Consider the following 17788-nt stretch of genomic DNA (forward strand, 5'->3'; position numbering starts at 1 on the left):
ATCTCGTCGGCGCGCGCTCAGCCGATGTTGTCGACCGCCGCCTTCGCCCGCGCCAGCGTCTGCTGGGCCGTGGCGTCGTTCTTCTCCAGGGTCGTCTTCAGCAGCTGGATGATGTTCTTCACCTCGGCGGATGCGGTGTTCCAGCGCAGTTCCTTGCCGTGGTACTCGTCGGCGACACCGTCGGCGGTGAAGTCCGTCATCGCGGCCTTCACCTGGGCGTCGCGCGCCGTCATCACCTGCTCCAGACGGGCGATCACCGCCTGGATGTTGCCCTGTGCCTCAGACGACGCGCCCGTGTCGTACGCGCGACGGTCGGTTCCGCCGGCCATCAGCCATCACTCCCCGTGAAAAGTTCGGTCAGCGGCCCGAGAAACGGGCCGCGTCGAAGTTCGCCGCCGACATCTGCGTCCGCGCGTTGTCGCCCTGCTCGGTGTCGCCCGAGCCGAAGGCCGCGTCCATGCCGGCCTGGCCGCCCAGGATCGCCGCCAGCGAGCCGTTCAGCGCCTTCGAGATCTCGTCGGCCCGCATCTTGAACGAGTCGAACGCCACCTTGCCGGAGCCGTGGAACTTGCCCTCCAACGGCGCCGCCGCCTGCACGAGCTGATTGATCAGCACTCCCAGGTCCGTGCTCGACCCCTGCGACTGCGACCTCAGCGTCGAGAGGACCTGTGCTCCCATGTCGAACTTCATCGGACTCCCCCGCCGGGCTGAACGAACACTTGTCCCTCATGCCTATCAACAGCACCGTCACTGTTGCAATCGGCAATCACGGCAACAGACGGCACTGTGACGAAGATACGACAAATCTCACGTCTCCTTGAGATGCCGCATCAGCCGCTCGAACTCCCGCCAGCCCGACAGGTCCGAGGGATCGCCGGGCAGCGGGTAGTACAGCGCGGGGCGGGACTTGGGGCCCAGCGGTACGGGCGGATCGGCCAGCGGCGTACGGCGGGCCCGGTCGCCCGGCAGCCGCCTGACCTCCTCCGCGCCGAGCACGAACGCCACCGGAACGCCGGGCCCCTCGAACCGGGGCGGCACCGCCAGGTCACGACGGGCTTTGCGAAGCTGTACGAGCATCGACTGCAGGTGGTGACGGGTCGCGAGCGCCTCCGCCGTCCTCGTCAGGGCGTCCAGCGGCGGCTCCTCGCCGTCGCCGTACCCGAAGGCGAGGGTGACGTGCTCCTCCACGCCCGCCTTCGTACGCCGCACCCGGAACGTGGCGATACCGGGCCGGGCCCGGCCGCCGACCACCACGAACCAGGTCGGCTCGGGCGCCCGCTCGAACGCCACGTCGGTGAGCTGCCGCAACGACCAGGGGATGTTCGCCGGTTCGGCGGTGCCCCAGCCCGCCGGGGGCTCCCCGGTCAGCTCCCGCCACACCGTCTCCAGGGCGCCGCCGAGCACCAGCCGGTCGTCGGCGGGGTGCACGGTCCTGAAAGTGACGGCCAGTTGGCGTTCCCCGGTGTCCGTGACGCCTTCCTTGAAGGAGGCCGCCACCGGGGTGTCCCCGTCGCCCCAGCCGCCCGGGTCTCCCGACGCCTGCCGGGCCGCCGCGTCGACGGGCGCGAACATGCCCTCCTGCCAGCGCAGTACGGCCCCGGTGACCCCGTCGTAGTAACCGTCCCGCTCGTCCTGCACGACCCAGCGCGACGGCCAGCCGCCCAGGCTGTCGTGCACGGCCGGGGAGAGCGTCGTCCCGGCGGGGCTGACGATCTGGAGGCCGAGCCCCGCGTGCGCGGCCGCCCGGAACGCGTCGGACAGCCAGGCCGTCATGGCGACGACCGGCCGGTCGGCGATGACGACGGCCACCTTGTCGGTGAGGACGTCCACGGCGGGCTGCGCGGCGGCGGGCACCGGCACGGCGCTCACTCCGTCGGTCTCCACCACGGCCACCGACCGGGCGGCCTCCGGCGGCCACGCGGTGCCGCCCGCCAGGGACGCCACCCGGGCCGCGAACGTGCCCGCGAGCCGCTCGGCCTCGGCGACGCCCGTCGTGGCACGGGCCTCCGTCCACCAGAACGGCACCGGCGGCTCCGTGGCGCCGAGCAGCCGCTCCGCCTCCCCCGGCACCTGGACGAGCAGCGGCGCCTCGACCGAGACGAGCGGCCGGCCCTCCTGGTCGAGGAGCTGTACGACGGCGCCATCGCCCGCCGTACCCACCAGCTTGTCGGGGCCGCCGGACATGAGGCCCGCGAGCACGGTCCACGGGTCGGGCATGCGCCGTGTGAGCGCGATGACGTCCTTGGTCATGGGTCGTCGGGTCCTTCGTCTTCGGGAGATCGGGCAGTCGGGATGATCGGGAGGTCGGGGATGTCGGGAGGTCGGGGATGTCGGGAGGTCGGGGAGGTCGGGAGGTCGGGGGGGGTCGGGAGGTCGGGGGAGGTCGGGAGGTCGGGGATGTCGGGAGGTCGGGGAGGTCGGGAGGTCGGGGAGGGTCGGGAGGTTGGGGAGGTTGGGGGATCGGGAGATCGGGCGATGGGGAAACGGGCTTGCGGGCAAGCGGGTGGGCGGGTGAGCGGGCCGACTGGCGAGCGGGGCCGACTGGCGAGCGGGCCGGCAGAGGGGAGCAGAGGGGAGGCGGCGGGAGACGATCAGGGGGCGGGTCAGTCGGCCGTGTACACCGTCTGGATCAGCCGGTTCGACTGCCCCCTGCGGATCAGCACCCCGCGCCCCGGTGGCTGTTGCGTGGCGTACACGCCGGGGAAGAGCTGGCCCTCGCTGCGGTCGCCGGCCATCAGCACCGCCGACGCGCCGGATTCGCGCAGGCCCTGCACCAGCGGCTCGTACATGCCGCGTGAGGCGCCCGCGACGCGGCGCGTCAGGACGAAGTGGAGGCCGATGTCGACGGCCGACGGAATGTACGGCAGGAACGGGGCGAGCGGCGACTGCCCGGCCGTGGTCAGCACGTCGTAGTCGTCCACGAGCACCACGATGCGCGGCCCGCCGCCCCAGCTGCCGGGCTCCAGGTCCTCCAGGGGCGCGCTGTCGTCGGGGAGCCGCTTCTCCAGTTCGCCCGCGATCCCGGCGGCGAGGCCCCCGCACAGCTTGGCGTTGTAGGCGTAGCCGCCGAGGAACTCCTCGGGGACCACGCCGCGCAGGCCGCGCCTGGGGTCCATCACGGCGAGGACCAGCTCGTCCTCCGTGTACCGCTCGACCAGGCCCGCCGCGATGGTCTTCAGCAGGTTCGTCTTGCCGCACTCGCTGTCGCCCATCACCAGCAGGTGCTGGTCGTGGGCGAACAGGTCGAGCAGGACGGGCGCCAGCGCCGTCTGGTCCAGGCCGATCGGCACGCGCTTCGGCTCGGCGGCGGGTCCCGGCAGCAGGGCGGGCTCCAGGACCTGCGGCAGGACCCGTACGGGCTGGGCGACCTCGCCGCTCCAGGTGGCCCTGATGGTGCGTACCGTCCGCTCCAGCACCGTGCCGAGGTCGGACGCGTCGGCGCTGCCGTCCGTACGGGGCAGGGCGACCTGCGCGAACAGCTTGCCGTCGGTGAGGACGCGGCCGGGTTCGTCGGGCGACAGGGTCTCGGCGAGCTTCCGTTCGACGCTGGACTCGCTGGGGTCGTTGAGGCGGAGTTCGACGCGGGTGCCGAAGTAGGACTGGGTGGCGATGCGGACGTCGTTCCAGCGGAGCATGCCCGCGACGACGTGGATGCCGTAGCCGCCGCCGCGCTTGAGGATGTCGACCACGGCGTCGTCGAGTTCCTCGAAGTCGTCGCGGAGGGCGCCGAAGCCGTCGATGACGAGCAGGATCTCGGCGGAGGCCAGCTGGGGCAGCCGGCCCGCCGCGTGCAGGGTGCGGAGCTGCTCGACGGAGTCGATGCCGTGCTCGCGGAACAGGTCCTCGCGGGCCGCGAGCATGTTCCGCACCTCTTCGACGGTACGGGCGGCCCGCTCCCGGTCGGCGCGGCCCGCGACGCCGCCGACGTGCGGCAGTCCGGCGAGGGCCTGGAGTCCGCCGCCGACCAGGTCGAGCCCGTAGACGCCGACCTCCTGCGGGGTGTGGGTCAGCGCGAGCGACAGCACCAGGGTGCGGAGCAGTGTCGTCTTGCCTGACTGGGGGCCGCCGATGACGGCCGCGTGGCCGCCCGCCACCGTGAGGTCCAGGTACCACCGGCCCTGCCACTGCCTGGTCGGGTCGTCCAGGAGGCCCAGCGGCACCTGGAGCGGGCCCCGCCCGCCGGAGGGGGCGCGCGAAGCGCTGGACGCGGGGTGGTCGCCGGACGACGGGCGGGCCAGCTGCATGCCGCGCGGGCCGACGACGAGCGGCCCTGCGACCTTGTCCAGCGCGATGGCGTGCGGCAGCGGCGGCAGCCAGATCCGGCGGACCGTGTCCGCCCCGGCGTGCTCCAGCTGCTCGACCATGACGCCGAGTTCGGTGGGCCCGGTCTCGCGGCGCCGCACCGCCGGTTCCTGGGCCGCGCCTGAACTGTCCAGCTCCGAGAGGGTGTTGTACGCCTCGTACTCCAGGGCGAGCGGCCCGGTGTCCTCGTCATCGGCGCGCCGCACGGGTCCCCGGTAGGCGCCGGAGACGTAACTCGCCTTGAAGCGTTCGTAGTGGCTGGTGTCGACCTTGAGGTAGCCGAAGCCCGGCAGCGGCGGCAGGTGGAAGGCGTCGGTGGTGTCGAGGACGGTCCGGGACTCGTCGGCCGAGAAGGTGCGCAGACCGAGCCGGTACGACAGGTAGGTGTCGAGGCCGCGCAGCTTGCCGCCCTCGATGCGCTGGCTGGACAGCAGCAGGTGCACGCCGATGGAGCGGCCGATCCGGCCGATGGAGAGGAACAGGTCGATGAAGTCCGGCTTGGCGGTGAGGAGTTCGCCGAACTCGTCGATGACGATGAACAGGTGCGGCAGCGGCTCCAGGTCGGGCCGCCTGCCGGCGCGGAGTGCGGCGTAGTCGCCGATGTCGGCGACGTTGCCGGCGTCCTTGAGCACCTGCTGGCGGCGCTTGACCTCGCCGGCGAGGGAGGCGTGGACGCGTTCGACCAGGCCGGCCTGGTTCTCCAGGTTGGTGATGACACCGGCGACGTGCGGCAGGTCCGCGAACGGCGCGAACGTGGCACCGCCCTTGTAGTCGACCAGGACCAGGGCCAGGTCCTCGGGCGGGTGCGTGGCCACCAGGGCGAGGACGAGGGTGCGCAGCAGCTCGGACTTGCCGGAGCCGGTGGCGCCGACGCACAGCCCGTGCGGGCCCATGCCGAGTTCGGACGACTCCTTCAGGTCCAGCAGGACCGGCTCGTGGGAGTCGCTGATCCCGATGGGGACGCGCAGGAACGCGCGTTCGCCGCGCGGCGCCCACAGCCGTTCCAGGTCGAGCCGTGCCACGTCCTCGATGCCGAGCAGCTCGGCGAAGTCGACGGGTCCTGACAGCGGGGCGTCGGCCGTCGACTCGGCGGACAGCCGCAGCGGCGCCAGCATCCGGGCCAGGCCCTCCGCGAACGGGACACCGACCTCGTCCACGGTGCCGTGGGCGCTGATCGGCTCGGACGCGCGGAGGTCCTCGATGACGACCTGGTCGCCGTCGACGGTGATCCGTACGCCGACGTGCCCCGGTTCCTGGATCCGTTCCTGGAGCAGGTGCAGGACGGTGACGCCCATCTCGCGCAGACCGACCGCGTCGTCGGGGCGCGGCAGGTCGACGGCGTCCTCGCCGTGCCCGTCGGTGACGACGAGCAGCCGGGACGTCATGGACAGGGCGTCCTTGTCCGACAGGCCGCGGCGCACCTCGGCCGCGTACGAGGCACGGCGGCGCAGCTCGGGGCCGAGCTGCCGGGCGAGCTGCGGCGCGGACGGGGCGATGCGGCGGGCGGCGACGGGGCCGTCGAACTGCTCGGTGTCGAGCAGGTGCGGCATCCACTTGGCCCACTCCCAGTCGGTGAGCCGCTCCCCCGGTACGGCGAGGGCGATCGCCACGTCGTCCGGGGCGTGCAGGGCGGCGGTCTGGACGAGCAGGGCGCGGGCCACGCGGAGGCAGTCCTCGCGGGCGCCGACGACGCTGATGTCGCCGACGCGGTCGAGCGGGACGGTCAGCGGGAGTTCGGTGCCGGTACGGAACCGGGACTGGAGCGCCGACGCCTCGTTCAGCATGAACCGGTCGGGCGGTGTGAGGACCGACGAACCCTGCTCGGCGATCCTCAGATCCCGTACGGGCATCTGGCCGGTGCCGACCCGGACGCGCAGGAAGTCGCCGTCGAGCCTGCGGCGCTCCCACAGCCGGGCCGGGTCGCGCACGATGTCGTACAGGGCGTGCGGGGGCGGGTTGAGGACGTCGGCGCGCTCGCGCCGTGCGCGTTCCTCGGCGGCGAGCTCCTCGCGCAGGTCCTCCAGGTAGGCGAGGTACGCCTCGCGCTGGGTGCGGCGGGTGCGCTGGGCCTTGCCGCGCTGCGAGAAGACGAGCACGAGCGAGCCGACGATGGTGACGACGAGGATCAGCGCGCCGAGCGCGGCGAACTGGCTGTTGCGGACGACGGTCATCATCACGACGGACAACATGACGCCGGCGACCGGCAGCAGCGACATGGCGATGTTGCCGGCCTTGCCCTCCGGCAGGTTCGGCGGGGCCTCGATGGTGCGTGCCTCGGAGGCGGCGGGCGGCCGGGTGGTCCTGGCCGGGCGGTGGATCAGTCGGGTGGTCATGTCCGTACTCGTCCGTCCTCGTCCGTCTTCATCCCTCGTCGTCCCTCACCCGTCGTCCCTCACCCGTCGTCCGTCATCCGTTGTCCGTCGTCTCTCAGTGGCGCTTCTGCGAGAGCTGGAAGACGTCGGCGGCGATACGGGTGACCGCCTGCCGGGTCGGCTGGGCGAGCAGTTCGGTACGGATCGGGCCGCCGGCCGCCAGGTGCCGGTCGTACGGCAGGACGTGGACGCCCGCGCCGGTCGACCGGAGCTTCTCGGCGGCCGCGCCGACGTCGACCCCGGTGTGCGGCACGAGTTCGGTGAGTACGACGACCGTCCCGGCGATCACGTGCCGGGGCAGCCCCTGCATCCACTGGAGCACCGCGTACGTGCTGGTGATGCCCTCCAGTGTGGCGGGGGCCGTCAGCACCCGGGCCTGGGCGGCGGACAGCGCGACCCGGGCGACCTCGGCGGGCAGCGTCTCGCAGTCGACCACGGTCACGCCGAAGTAGCGGCGGAGCGCGACCATGGCCCGCTCGTACGCCCGGGTGTCCAGCATCGCGCCGATCTGGCCCTGGCTGCCGGGCAGCAGCCAGGCGTTGTCGGGGAGCTGGACGAGGTAGCCGGTGACGTCGAGCAGCGACATCTGGGGTTCCACGATGTCGGCGACGTCGCCGGTGGTCCAGCGCAGCGACTCCGCGCCGAGCCGCAGCGGCAGCGAGCCGAGCGCCGGGTCGGCCTCCACGAACAGGACGGGATCCTGCCGGTAGTGCGCGTACGTGGTGCCGAGCAGCGCCGCGACGGTGGACTTGCCCGCGCCGCCCCGGATGGACGTGACGGCGATCTGCCGGCCGGTCGTCACCGGCTGCTGGAGCACCTCGGCGGTACGGGTGGTCTCGGCGACCTCGCGGGCGGCCGACGACACGACGGTACGGCGTACGGCGCGCACGGCACGCGCCGCGAACGCCTCGCCCCGGCGGGGTTTCCGCCCCGCGTCGGCCAGGCCCCGGTCCACGACCGGGCGCGAGTCGGGGGTGCGGGGCGGGCGCGTGCCGCGGCCGGCCGGAGCCGCGGGCGCCGGGTGCGGCACGGCCTGCGGGGTGTGCGCCACGGGCGCGGACGGCTGCGGCGCGGGGGTGTGCGGCTGCGGCTGCGGTGCGGGGGCCTGCTGCGGCTGCGGCTGCGGCGGCTGCTGTGCCTGCGACTGTTGCGGCTGTTGTGCCTGTTGCTGCGGCTGTTGTGCCTGTTGCTGCGGCTGCTGGGCGTGTTGCTGCTGCGGCTGCTGGGCGTGCGCAGGATCGGCCGGGGCCGGTACGGGGCCCGGCGCCGGTATGGGGCCAGGGCCCGTGGGGGCGCCGCCCCGCAGGTCGCGCAGCAGGTCGCCCTGCCAGTTGTCTCCGTTCGGCATGTCAGCCCTTCCACACCCGCGCGTTGACTCAGAACTTGTTGAGGAGCTGTCCGTACACGCCGAACACGCCCACGGCGAGCGGGAAGAGCCCCACCATGCCGATCGATTCGACCAGGTCGGCCATCCGCCGCAGCCGCACCCGTACGTGCTCGGGCGGCTGCACCGCCAGCACGGCCAGCGGCAGCACCGCCGCCGCGCACAGGACGGCGAGCGGACCGACGCCCCCGGCGTGCTCCAGCCACAGCGTCACGAGGCGTACGACGAGGCAGCCGGCCGCGACGAACAGCGCCACGACCTCGGCGACCAGCGGGAACGCCCGCGCCCTGGATAGGAGCACCACCGCGACGACCGACGGCAGCGCCACGGTCCAGACGGTCGGCCGTGCGGCCAGGGTGAGCAGCCAGCCCGCGGCGACCGCCGAGACGGACGTGACGATCGTCGCGAGGGCGAGCCCCCGGTGCGTGGCGGCGAGCGCGTTGCCGACCTCGTGGCGGCTGACGGAGACCCCGCCCGAGCGGCGGTCGTCGAGCGCGGTGAGCCCCGACGCCATCATCGCGAGCCGGGGCAGCAGCCCGAGCAGTACCACGGACACGACGGCCATGACGGCACCGAGCCTGGCCGGGTCGTCCTGGAAGGCGGCGACGGCCTCCCAGCCGCCGGTGAGCGCGGCGGTGGCCCCGGCGCCGATGAGCCCGCCGCGGCCGAGTGGTGAGAAGTAGCCGAGCAGGAGCAGGGTCAGCACGAGCGCGGCCGCGACGGCGGCCAGCCGGACGGCGCCGGACCAGTCGTACGCGTCGGCGGCCGTCCACGCGGTGAGGACGCCGAGCCCGCCCGAGGCGAGCAGCAGCGCGGTCACGAGGCCCCGGTTGCCCTGTCCGACGCGGGCGGCGAGCGCACCGCCCGCCATTAGCAGGAACGTTACGGCAGCGAGTGCGCCCGCCAGCGAGCCGAGCGCGAACTCCCGGCGGGCCAGCAGCGCGGCGATCACCGCGAACGTGACGGTCGCCACCCCGGCACCCGCCCGGCGCGCGGCGGGACGCCAGCGCCACGCCTGGAGGTCGAGGTCGTCGGCGACCTGGTCGGTGACGTCGTGCACCACGGGTGCGGGCGGCGCGGAGTGGCTCCGGACGAGCCGGAGCACGGCGCCGTCGGCGATCCCGGACGACGCGAGCGTGCTGTCGTGCGGGAGCGCGGAGCCGTCGGAGGTGATCAGCTGCCGGGTCAGCGGCCGGGACGCGGCCCGGTCGTCCAGCAACCGCAGGATGTCCGGGAGCAGTTGACCGATAGGGGTGTCGGACGGCAGGACGATGTCGGCCCGGCGTCGCTCGCCGACCAGGGTCACCCGGCTCAGTTGCGCTCGGGAAGTCGTTGCTGTGCTCACCACTTGCGGGAACCTATCATCGCGCCGTCGGGAACCTTCGGGTCGAGGGAACGTGGCCGTACCACCGTGCGGCGCCGTGCCGCGCCGTACCGCGCCGTGCTGTCGTGCTCCTGGACGCCGCTACGGTTTCGCCGGTTTCGCCGGCGACTCGTACGGCTGCTCCAGCCGCTGCCGCTGCTGCTCCTGCTCGGCCTTCTGCTTCGCCAGGGTGTGCTGGAGGAAGGACCAGCCCACGCAGCCCGCGCAGAGGACGGCCGCGATGGCGATGCCCGCGAACACCTTCGCGAGCCGCTCGTCCGCCGTGCGCCGCGCCCGCTGTGCGCCGAAGAGCAGCGCGTCCCGCATCCTGCGCCGCCGGACCGCCACCGACTCCAGCAGCTGGCTGTCGTAGTCCCGTGCCATTCGTCGTCGTCCGTGTCCGTCGTCTCAGTCGTCCGTCGTCGGGCCGCCATTGTCCGCGAGATCGGCCGGTTTGACGAGCCGCCTTCCCCTGCGCCGCCCCCGCGCTTTGCCTCTGCAACATACAAGGTGCGATGGATGCGTACATCGCAGGTATGACCCGATAACCCGTACAGAGAGGGATTCGTACCACCCCCGCGCACTCGTACGTTCGTGATCGACATAAGCGAACAAGCGGACGAACGAACGGGTGCGACGGTGGAACGACCGACACGACCGACACGACCGACACCAGCGACACCAGCGACACGACCGACCCCAACGACCGTGACGACACCGACGACCCTGACGACACCGACGACACCGACGACACCGACGACACCGGCAGCACCGCCAGCACCAACGACACCTGCGACACCGGCACGGCGTGGCAGGGCCGTCGCCCCGGAGTACCAGGGCGCGCTCGGCTCGCTGTCGGTCAACGCGTCCCTCACCGACGTCCTGGCCAGGGGGATCGAGGAGTTGCGGGCGGCGGAAGCGGCCGGGGAGCCGGGCGGCATGGCGCGCTGCGGCCTCGCCGTCGCCGAGGCGTACCGGCGGCTGGGCCGGGTCGAGGAGGCCGACGGCGCGTGGAAGGCGAGCTACCGGGCCGCGCGTTCGGCGGGCGACGCCGGGGCGATGGCGTGGGCGCTGTGGAGCGGCGGCACGCTCGCCCGCCAGCGGGGCGCCTTACCGCTGGCGTACCGGCTGCTCCGGCTGGCGGCCGAACTCGGCGAGCGCGGCGGCGACATCGTCGTACGCGGCTACTCGCTCGCCGGGCTGGCGGAGACCGGCCGCATCCAGGGCGACTACCAGGCGGTCGGCGAGCTGCACGAACAGCTCCTCGCCGAGGCCCGCAGGCGCGGTGAGGCACGGCACACGGTGTGGGCGCTGGAGGGCATAGCCCAGATGCGCCGGAACACCGGGGCGTACGACTCGGCGCTCGCGCTCTTCGAGGAGGCGGCCGAGACGGCGGGGCGCGCCGACGACCGGCGGGGCCGCGCCTGGGCGCTGCGCGGCATCGCCGATGTGGTGTCGGTGCGGGACGGGGACGTCGACCGGGCGCTGGCGCTGCTCTCGGAGGCCGAACTCCTCTGCCGGGACATGCGGTTGTCGAGCGCCCTGGCGTACAACCACAAGATGCGCGGCAACGTGCTCTACCGGGCGGGCCGTTACGCGGAGGCGCGGGACACGTACGCGAAGGCGCTGGAGGAGTTCCGCGCGATGGACGAGCCGCGCGGGACCGCGCTCTCCCGGCTGGGCCTCGCCAAGTCCCTGGCCCGGCTGGGCCGGGACGCGTCGCGGACCGCCGCCGAGCTGGCGGAACTGCGCCACACCCTGGACCGGATCGGCCTGCGGCACGCCCGGGACATGGTCGACAAGGCGGCGGCCGAACTGGGCGTGGGCCCCCTCCCCGCGCCCGGCACGGAGGCGCCCGCCGACGAGGCCGTCGACGGTCACGCCTGCGGGGCCGCCGACGGCCCCGCCGCCGCGGAAGGGGCGGCACGATGACGGTTCCCACCGCGCCGCCCGCCCCGGCGGCCGGCATACTCGGCCGGTGCCGTGCGGTGGTGCGGCCCGCGCTGGCGGCCGCCGTCGGGCGGCTCCACCCGTGGACCGGCGAGATGGCCGCGTACGCGCTGGGCTGGAGCGACGTGGACGGCACCCCGGACCCGGGGGCCTCCGAGGGCAAGGGCGTCCGCCAGGCCCTCGCCGTCCTGGGCGCGGAGGCGGCGGGCGCGGACGCCGAGGCGGCCGTCGCCGGAGCGGTGGCCGTCGAACTGGTCCACGCCTTCTCGCTGTTGCACGACGACATCATGGACGGCGACGGCACGCGGCGGCGGCGCGAGACGGTCTGGAAGGCGTACGGCACCGGGCCCGCCGTCCTCGCGGGCGACGCGCTCTTCGCGCTCGCCGTGCGGACGCTGGCCGAGGCGCCGGTCACCGGGACAGCGCTCGCCGAGGCGCCCCTCGCCGCCGTACGGCGCCTCTGCGGGACGCTGGGCGATCTGGTGCGGGGCCAGGCGGACGACCTGCTGTTCGAGACGCGGCCCTGGACGGGTCCCGGGGCCGTCCGCCCGGACGAGTACCGGGCCATGGCGGAGAACAAGACCGGCGCCCTCCTCGGGTGTGCCGCCGCGCTCGGCGGCTCGCTCGGCGGCGCGCCCGCCGGGACCGTCACGGCGCTGGACCGGGCGGGGCGCCACCTCGGCGTGGCCTTCCAGGCGGTGGACGACCTCCTGGGCGTGTGGGGCGACCCGGCGGTGACCGGGAAGCCCGTCCACGGAGACCTGCGCCGGCGGAAGAAGACGTACCCGGTCATCGCCGCCCTCGCGGTGGACGGCCGCGCCGCCCGCGAACTCGGCGCGCTGCTGGACTCGCCGCTCCTGCCGGGCGACGACGCGGCCGTCGCGCACGCCGCCGCCCTGGTGGAGGAGGCCGGCGGGCGGGCCGCCACCCTGGACGAGGCCCGCCGCCACCTCGATGCCGCCCGTGCCTGTATCGACGGCGCCCCGCTCGCCCCGGGCGCCGCCCGGGACCTGCACACGCTGGTCGCCTTCCTGCTGCACCGCGCGGTGTGACCGCGGGCGGGCGCCGTGCCCCGGGGCCGGGTGCCGGCGTTGTCGGGGTATCGCGTTCCGTATCCCCGTATCGAGAAGGAAGCCCATGACCAGCACCACCGCCCGTACGGGCACCACCGCCCGCACCAGCACCACCGCCCGTACGGGCACCGGCACCCGCCGTACCGCCGTCCGCGCTCTCGCGACCGCCGCCGGCACCCTCGCGCTCGCCCTCGGCACGGCCGCCCCTTCGCAGGCCGTCGCTCCCGCGCCCGTCGCGGGCGGTGTCCCCGAGGCCCTGACCGGCGGCGCCTCCGGGGCGCTCGGCAGCACCTCCGCGCTCGGGCCCGCCGGCACCCAGGGGGTGGCGGGCGCGGCCATGCTCGCCGGGGCCGTGGCGGGCCACGCGACCGGGATGGGCTGAGCCGCAAGGATCGGAGGCAGGTGGGGCCGGTGGGGCCGGTGGCCCGTGGGGGCGGGTGCCATGTCCGGTTCTGCCTGTCCGGGTGGTGTCCCGGACAGGCAGAACCAGGTATGTCCCGGGTCCCGTGACGGCGCGGGCGGTGCGCCGTTCACCCGCGACTCGCGGCAGCTCTCCCCCGACGGTCGGTGAATCGGCTCCCTCGCGGGGACGACGGGTGGGGCGTGCGGTGCCGGGGAGGTGTCCGCGCGCCGTCGAACGGCCGGTTTCCGCCGTCCGAACCCTGTGCCAACCGTCCGGTAACGGGCAGGCTTGGCGCATGAACTTGGCCAGAGACGCACGGGATCGCCTCGCCGTGTGGCCGGCGCTCTCGCGCGGCCACGCCCGCTGCGGAGCACCGCACTGCCTGTGCGCGGCCGGCGGTACGGAGATCGTCCACTTCCACGGCGACCACGAGGCCGACGTCCATCTCACCCATCACATGATCGCCAAGCTGCGGCCGGTGCTGCGCGGCTCCAGCGCGCTGCGGCTGTCCCCCGCTTCCGGCTGGGTCACGGTACGGCTCGAGACCGGTTCCGACATCGACCTGCTGGCCACGCTCGTCAGCGCCGCGCTGCTGGCGACCGGTGACGGCCCCGCCGATCCCCTCCGGCCGGACCCCTGTACCCGGCACCTGGGACGACGGCGCTGAGGCACCGCGTGCGAGCATGTCCGCACCGCTGAGGGGGTGCGATGGCCGGCAAGGGCGGTCCTTCTGATGACCGGTTGTGGGACGCGCTCAGGGTCGTCTTCCTGTTCTGGACCGCCGCGAGCGACAGCTCGCCGGACTGGAGCCGGGTGGCGGCGGCCGTGGTGCTGGCGGTCTGGACCGGGATCTGGATCAGGGACGCGGTGCGGCGGCGGCGCGCCGCCCGCCCGAGGCCTTCGTCCGACGCCGGTGTGGAGTACGTGGCCGGAAAACGGTCACTCGGACGTCGGGGGTCTGTTCCCGCCCCCGTGAAGGAGATCCAGATGGCAACCGGCACAGTGAAGTGGTTCAACGCGGAGAAGGGCTTCGGCTTCATCGCGCAGGACGGCGGAGGTCCGGACGTCTTCGTCCACTATTCGGCCATCGCCAGCAGCGGGTACCGCGAGCTCAACGAGGGCCAGAAGGTCCAGTTCGACGTCGTGCAGGGCCCCAAGGGGCCGCAGGCCGAGCACGTCACCCCTGGCTGAACCCGTCCCACCTCCCACCGCGCCCCGCGTCCGTCAGGACCCGGGGCACGGATGCGTGCCCGGGTGGCGGGTTCATTACGGTTCGGCGCGAATGCATTACGGTTCGGCCGCGACCTCGCCCACCCATAAGCGACTGCTTAGCATGATGCCCTCCGGCAGGTCGTCCGCCGACCGCGTGGTGTTCCGCACGCCCCGTCCACCTGGAGGGTCCATGCACACCGGTTCCGTCCCCGCCGCCACCGCCGATCCCGCCGCCCCCGGGGTTCCCGCCGCCCCCGGGGTTCCCGCCGCCCCCGGGGGCCCCGACGTCACCAGGGTCCCCTCCGCGACCGCCGATCTCTCCGCCCCGGAGCTCTTCGACCGCGCGTGCCGGCGCCTGCTGCGGCGCGGCCCGGAGTTCGCCGACACCGTGGTGCGGCGGATCCGCACCGAGATCCCGTACTACGCCGACCCCGTCCTCGCACCGCCCGACGTGGTGTGCACCGTCTCCGCGGGCATCCGCCACGCCCTGGAGGCCGCCCTGGACCCCGGACGGATCGTGGACGTCGAGCGGTACACCCGGGAGCTCGGCAGGAGGCGCGCGGAGCAGGGCCGCCCACTCGACGAGGTGCTGCACGCCTTCCGGGTCGCCGGTTCCGAGGTGTGGAGCGGGATCATCCGGGTGGTGGAGAGGGACGGGCCCGCCGCCACCCGCCGGCTCGTGCACGTCGCCGAGCTGGTGTGGAAGAGCAACGACCGCGACGCCTTCCTCGTCGCGGACGCCTACCGGCAGGCCGCCGAGGGTGTCGCCAGCAGGCACGGGGAACGGGTCCGGCTGATACTCGCCGCGCTGCTGGAGAGCCGGGGCGACCCCGAGTTCACCCGCAGCGCGGCGGCCATGCTCGACCTGCCCCCGCACGGACGCTTCGCCGTCGCGGAGATCGCGGCGACACCCCCGTACGGCCGCGTCCCCGGCACCGCCCCCGAGGTACGGGGCGTCCGGATCCTGCGGCACACCTCGGGCCGCCGGGACGTGCTCGTCGCGCACCTGGGCGACCGGCCCCTGGACGCGCTGGTCGCCGCGCTGGACGCGGGTCCGGGGATACGGATCGGGGTCAGCCCGGTGGTGCGGGGCCTGGACGAGCTGGCCAGGGCCCGCGACATGGCCGGACTCGCCCTGCGCACCTGCGGGACCGACGGCGAGGTCGCCCGGCTCGACGCCCGCCTGCCCGACGGGCTCCTGGTCTCACGGCCCGACCTGTCCGCCGAACTCGCCCATGACGTGCTCCGCCCGCTGTACGACCTGGAACCCGCCGACCGCGACACGCTGCTCGACACCGTGGGCGTCTGGATCGAGAACGGCGGCTCGGCCGTCGGCGCCGCCCGGCACATGCTCTGCCACCGCAACACGGTGCTGAACCGGCTGCGCCGCTTCGAGCACATCACCGGCCTGGCCATGACCCGGCCGCGCGACCTGGTGCGCCTGACCCTCGCCCTCGACGCCCACCGGCTGCTCGGCCCGGCCGCCGCGCTCGGCCCCGCCGCGGCACTCGGCGCGGGCACGGGCGCGGGCGCTGGCACGGGCGCGGGTGCTGGCACGGGCGCGGGCGCTGGCACGGGCGCGGGTGCTGGCACGGGCGCGGGCGCTGGTACCGGGGACGGCCGCGGAGCCCTTCCCCCGGCCGGCTGACTGGGCATCATCACAGCCGCCGCAGCCGGTTCTTGGGCACGCACCACACCGTCGCGCCGGGGGCGTGGACGGGCCGGGGCGCGGGTGCTCTGGTGAGCCCTGCTCATCCACCCGCACCTGTACCCGCCCTGCCAGGAGACCTCCATGGCCCATCCGTACGTCCCTCGGTCGCCGCGCCCGGGACGGTCCTTCGCCGCGGTCAACGGCTCCGTCTTCGCCGTCCATCTGCTGCTCGCCTGCTGGGCCGAGGGATTCCTGGCCGCGAGGGTCTGGGGCGAGACCACCGTCGGCATGCTGGCGCTGCTGCTCCAGGCGGCGGTACTGCTGGCGACGGCCGCCCGCTACGACCGTCACGCGGACGGACCCCGATGAGCCCGGACCTCGCCCTGGGCCTCGCTCCTGACCTCGCTCCTCACCTCGCCCCTCGTCTCCTCGCCCCTCGCCTGCTCGCCGCCGCTCCCGGCGCCCTGGACCAGGACACCCGCGCCCTGGTGCTCGTCGGTTTCCTGGCGTTCATCGTCCCCGTGCTGCTCATCTGCGTGCTCAGCGCCCCCGAACGCGACCGGGTCGACGACTTCTACACGGCCGGCGCCGCTCTGCGTCCCGTACGCGGTGCCCTCGTCCTGTCGGGCGTGTACCTGTCCGCCGCCACCGTGCTCGGCACCACGGGCAGTGTCGCGGTGTTCGGCTACGACGGGATGTTCATCGCCCTGAGCACCGTGCTCTCCCTCGGCGTGCTCCTCCTGCTGGCCAGGCCCCTGCGCGAACGCGGCGGCTACACCCTGGGCGACACGTTCGCGCCGCGCGCCCCCGGCCCCGCCGTACGGATCGCGGTCGCCGTCGTGACGCTCACCGCGTGCGTGCCGTATCTGGTCGTGCAGCTCTCCGGGGCGGGGGTGACCACCACGACGCTGCTGGGCCTGTCGGGTCCTGGCGCCGAACAGACGGCCATCGTCATGATCGGCGTACTGGTCGTCTGCGCCACGGTGTTCGGCGGGATGCGCGGCACGATCGTGATCCAGGTGATCAAGACGGTGGTGCTGCTCGGCGCGGCGCTGGCGGTGACGGCCGTCCTGCTGCACCGCTTCCACTGGAGCACCGACGCGCTGATCTCCGCCGCCCGGCGGGGCAGCACCCGGCCCGACACCCTGCTGACGCCGGGCCTGCGGTTCGCCGCGAGTACCGAACCCGCCCGCACCCTCGACCAGTTCGGCCTGATGGTCACGATCGTGCTGGGCGTGGCCTGCCTGCCGCACGTCGCCCTGCAGCTCGGCACCGCCCCCGACGCGGCGACCGCGCGCCGTACCGTACGGCACACCCTCACCCTGGTCACCGGTTTCTGTCTCGCCACCGCGCTGCTGGGCCTGGGGGCCGCCGCGCTCGTCGGCGCGCCCGCGATCCTCGGCGCCGACCCGGGCGGCAGCACCGCCCTGCTGATGCTCACCGGTGAGCTGGCGGGTGGCCCTTCGACCCACACGGGCGGGGCGGTGCTCGTCGTCCTCGTCTCGTCGGCGGCGTTCCTCACGACCCTCGCGGTCGTCGCGAGCATCACCCTGGCGGCGGCGGGGGCGGTCGCCCACGACCTGTACACGCACGTCCTGCGCCGGGGCCGTACGACCGAGGGCCGGGAGGTGGCCGCCGCGCGCCTGGCGTCCGCCGGTGTCGGGGTCCTGAGCATCGCGCTCGCGGTGGGCGTGCAGGGCTGGAACGTCCTGTTCCTGTCGACGCTCTCGCTGGCCGTGGCGGCGTCCTGCCTGCTTCCGGCGCTGGTGTACTCCCTGTTCTGGCGCCGGTACACCCGTGCCGGGCTGCTGTGGACGCTGTACGGCGGGCTCGGCCTGACGGTCGGGCTGCAGGTCTCCAGCCCGGTCTTCTCGGGCACGCCCCTGTCGCTCTTCCCGGACTGGGGCGTGGACTGGTTCCCGTTCCAGACGGTGGTCCTGGTGACGGTGCCCGCCGCGTTCCTGCTCGGCCGGCTGGGCAGCGTCACGGGAAGGCGGGGCGCGGGCGGGCCGGGAAGGGCCGTGGGTACGGGCGCGGCCCGCGTCTCCTGAGGAGACGCGGGCCGACGGGTTCACGAG

15 protein-coding genes are annotated in these 17788 nt (G+C 74.2%); 8 read left to right on the forward strand and 7 right to left on the reverse strand.

Features of this window, described 5'->3' with window-relative positions; genetic code table 11:
- Positions 1 to 17: 17 nt before the first annotated feature.
- The 7 genes from ACGF5U_RS12805 to ACGF5U_RS12835 form a co-directional block, all read right to left on the reverse strand.
- Complete coding sequence (locus ACGF5U_RS12805) at positions 18 to 329, reverse strand: pore-forming ESAT-6 family protein (protein WP_392710097.1); 312 nt, start codon at positions 327 to 329, stop codon at positions 18 to 20.
- A 28-nt stretch (positions 330 to 357) separates the two neighbouring features.
- The gene (locus tag ACGF5U_RS12810) at positions 358 to 690 is read right to left on the reverse strand and encodes a hypothetical protein (protein WP_392710099.1); all 333 of its coding nucleotides are present in this window, start codon (positions 688 to 690) and stop codon (positions 358 to 360) included.
- 117 nt (positions 691 to 807) lie between these two features.
- The gene (locus ACGF5U_RS12815; RefSeq protein WP_392710100.1) at positions 808 to 2250 is read right to left on the reverse strand and encodes a DUF6177 family protein; all 1443 of its coding nucleotides are present in this window, start codon (positions 2248 to 2250) and stop codon (positions 808 to 810) included.
- A 353-nt stretch (positions 2251 to 2603) separates the two neighbouring features.
- Positions 2604 to 6635 carry a type VII secretion protein EccCa gene (gene eccCa / locus ACGF5U_RS12820; RefSeq protein WP_392710102.1) on the reverse strand — a complete coding sequence of 1344 codons (4032 nt, stop codon included), beginning with the start codon at positions 6633 to 6635 and terminating at the stop codon, positions 2604 to 2606.
- Between the two features lie 94 nt (positions 6636 to 6729).
- A complete protein-coding gene (locus ACGF5U_RS12825; RefSeq protein WP_392710103.1) occupies positions 6730 to 8022 on the reverse strand; it encodes a MinD/ParA family protein in 1293 nt (430 codons plus the stop codon).
- A 28-nt stretch (positions 8023 to 8050) separates the two neighbouring features.
- Complete coding sequence (gene eccD, locus ACGF5U_RS12830; RefSeq protein ID WP_392710105.1) at positions 8051 to 9406, reverse strand: type VII secretion integral membrane protein EccD; 1356 nt, start codon at positions 9404 to 9406, stop codon at positions 8051 to 8053.
- Positions 9407 to 9523: 117 nt separating this feature from the next.
- Positions 9524 to 9805 carry a hypothetical protein gene (locus ACGF5U_RS12835; RefSeq protein WP_392710107.1) on the reverse strand — a complete coding sequence of 94 codons (282 nt, stop codon included), beginning with the start codon at positions 9803 to 9805 and terminating at the stop codon, positions 9524 to 9526.
- A gap of 468 nt (positions 9806 to 10273) precedes the next feature.
- On the opposite strand from ACGF5U_RS12835, the gene ACGF5U_RS12840 reads away from it, so the two are divergent.
- From ACGF5U_RS12840 to ACGF5U_RS12875, 8 genes are all read left to right on the forward strand, one after another.
- A complete protein-coding gene (locus ACGF5U_RS12840) occupies positions 10274 to 11353 on the forward strand; it encodes a tetratricopeptide repeat protein (protein ID WP_392710646.1) in 1080 nt (359 codons plus the stop codon).
- Positions 11350 to 12423, forward strand: a complete 1074-nt coding sequence (locus ACGF5U_RS12845; protein WP_392710108.1) for a polyprenyl synthetase family protein — start codon at positions 11350 to 11352, stop codon at positions 12421 to 12423. Before ACGF5U_RS12840 ends, ACGF5U_RS12845 begins: the two co-directional genes overlap by 4 nt.
- A gap of 85 nt (positions 12424 to 12508) precedes the next feature.
- Positions 12509 to 12826: a hypothetical protein gene (locus tag ACGF5U_RS12850; RefSeq protein WP_392710110.1), complete on the forward strand. Its 318-nt coding sequence runs from the start codon at positions 12509 to 12511 to the stop codon at positions 12824 to 12826.
- A 316-nt stretch (positions 12827 to 13142) separates the two neighbouring features.
- Positions 13143 to 13514 carry a luciferase family protein gene (locus ACGF5U_RS12855; protein WP_392710112.1) on the forward strand — a complete coding sequence of 124 codons (372 nt, stop codon included), beginning with the start codon at positions 13143 to 13145 and terminating at the stop codon, positions 13512 to 13514.
- Between the two features lie 320 nt (positions 13515 to 13834).
- Positions 13835 to 14038: a cold-shock protein gene (locus ACGF5U_RS12860; RefSeq protein ID WP_392710647.1), complete on the forward strand. Its 204-nt coding sequence runs from the start codon at positions 13835 to 13837 to the stop codon at positions 14036 to 14038.
- A 211-nt stretch (positions 14039 to 14249) separates the two neighbouring features.
- Entirely contained in the window at positions 14250 to 15707 is a 1458-nt protein-coding gene (locus ACGF5U_RS12865) for a PucR family transcriptional regulator (protein ID WP_392710114.1), read from the forward strand.
- Between the two features lie 144 nt (positions 15708 to 15851).
- Positions 15852 to 16079: a DUF485 domain-containing protein gene (locus ACGF5U_RS12870; RefSeq protein ID WP_392710115.1), complete on the forward strand. Its 228-nt coding sequence runs from the start codon at positions 15852 to 15854 to the stop codon at positions 16077 to 16079.
- Positions 16076 to 17761, forward strand: coding sequence for a cation acetate symporter (locus tag ACGF5U_RS12875; protein WP_392710117.1), 1686 nt, complete (start codon positions 16076 to 16078; stop codon positions 17759 to 17761). The genes ACGF5U_RS12870 and ACGF5U_RS12875 overlap by 4 nt, the downstream gene beginning before the upstream one ends.
- The last annotated feature ends 27 nt before the right edge of the window (positions 17762 to 17788 follow it).

It is taken from the genome of Streptomyces sp. NPDC047886, from assembly GCF_043204435.1.
Taxonomy (GTDB): Bacteria; Actinomycetota; Actinomycetes; order Streptomycetales; family Streptomycetaceae; genus Streptomyces.

Bases quoted from the DNA above. Each gene is read 5' to 3' on its own strand.
- eccCa (WP_392710102.1), bottom strand. From the start codon at position 6,635: ATGACCACCCGACTGATCCACCGCCCGGCCAGGACCACCCGGCCGCCC.
- ACGF5U_RS12810 (WP_392710099.1), bottom strand. From the start codon at position 690: ATGAAGTTCGACATGGGAGCACAGGTCCTCTCGACGCTGAGGTCGCAG.
- ACGF5U_RS12815 (WP_392710100.1), bottom strand. From the start codon at position 2,250: ATGACCAAGGACGTCATCGCGCTCACACGGCGCATGCCCGACCCGTGG.
- ACGF5U_RS12805 (WP_392710097.1), bottom strand. From the start codon at position 329: ATGGCCGGCGGAACCGACCGTCGCGCGTACGACACGGGCGCGTCGTCT.
- ACGF5U_RS12825 (WP_392710103.1), bottom strand. From the start codon at position 8,022: ATGCCGAACGGAGACAACTGGCAGGGCGACCTGCTGCGCGACCTGCGG.
- ACGF5U_RS12870 (WP_392710115.1), top strand. From the start codon at position 15,852: ATGGCCCATCCGTACGTCCCTCGGTCGCCGCGCCCGGGACGGTCCTTC.
- ACGF5U_RS12855 (WP_392710112.1), top strand. From the start codon at position 13,143: ATGAACTTGGCCAGAGACGCACGGGATCGCCTCGCCGTGTGGCCGGCG.
- ACGF5U_RS12835 (WP_392710107.1), bottom strand. From the start codon at position 9,805: ATGGCACGGGACTACGACAGCCAGCTGCTGGAGTCGGTGGCGGTCCGG.
- ACGF5U_RS12850 (WP_392710110.1), top strand. From the start codon at position 12,509: ATGACCAGCACCACCGCCCGTACGGGCACCACCGCCCGCACCAGCACC.
- ACGF5U_RS12860 (WP_392710647.1), top strand. From the start codon at position 13,835: ATGGCAACCGGCACAGTGAAGTGGTTCAACGCGGAGAAGGGCTTCGGC.
- ACGF5U_RS12865 (WP_392710114.1), top strand. From the start codon at position 14,250: ATGCACACCGGTTCCGTCCCCGCCGCCACCGCCGATCCCGCCGCCCCC.
- ACGF5U_RS12875 (WP_392710117.1), top strand. From the start codon at position 16,076: ATGAGCCCGGACCTCGCCCTGGGCCTCGCTCCTGACCTCGCTCCTCAC.
- ACGF5U_RS12845 (WP_392710108.1), top strand. From the start codon at position 11,350: ATGACGGTTCCCACCGCGCCGCCCGCCCCGGCGGCCGGCATACTCGGC.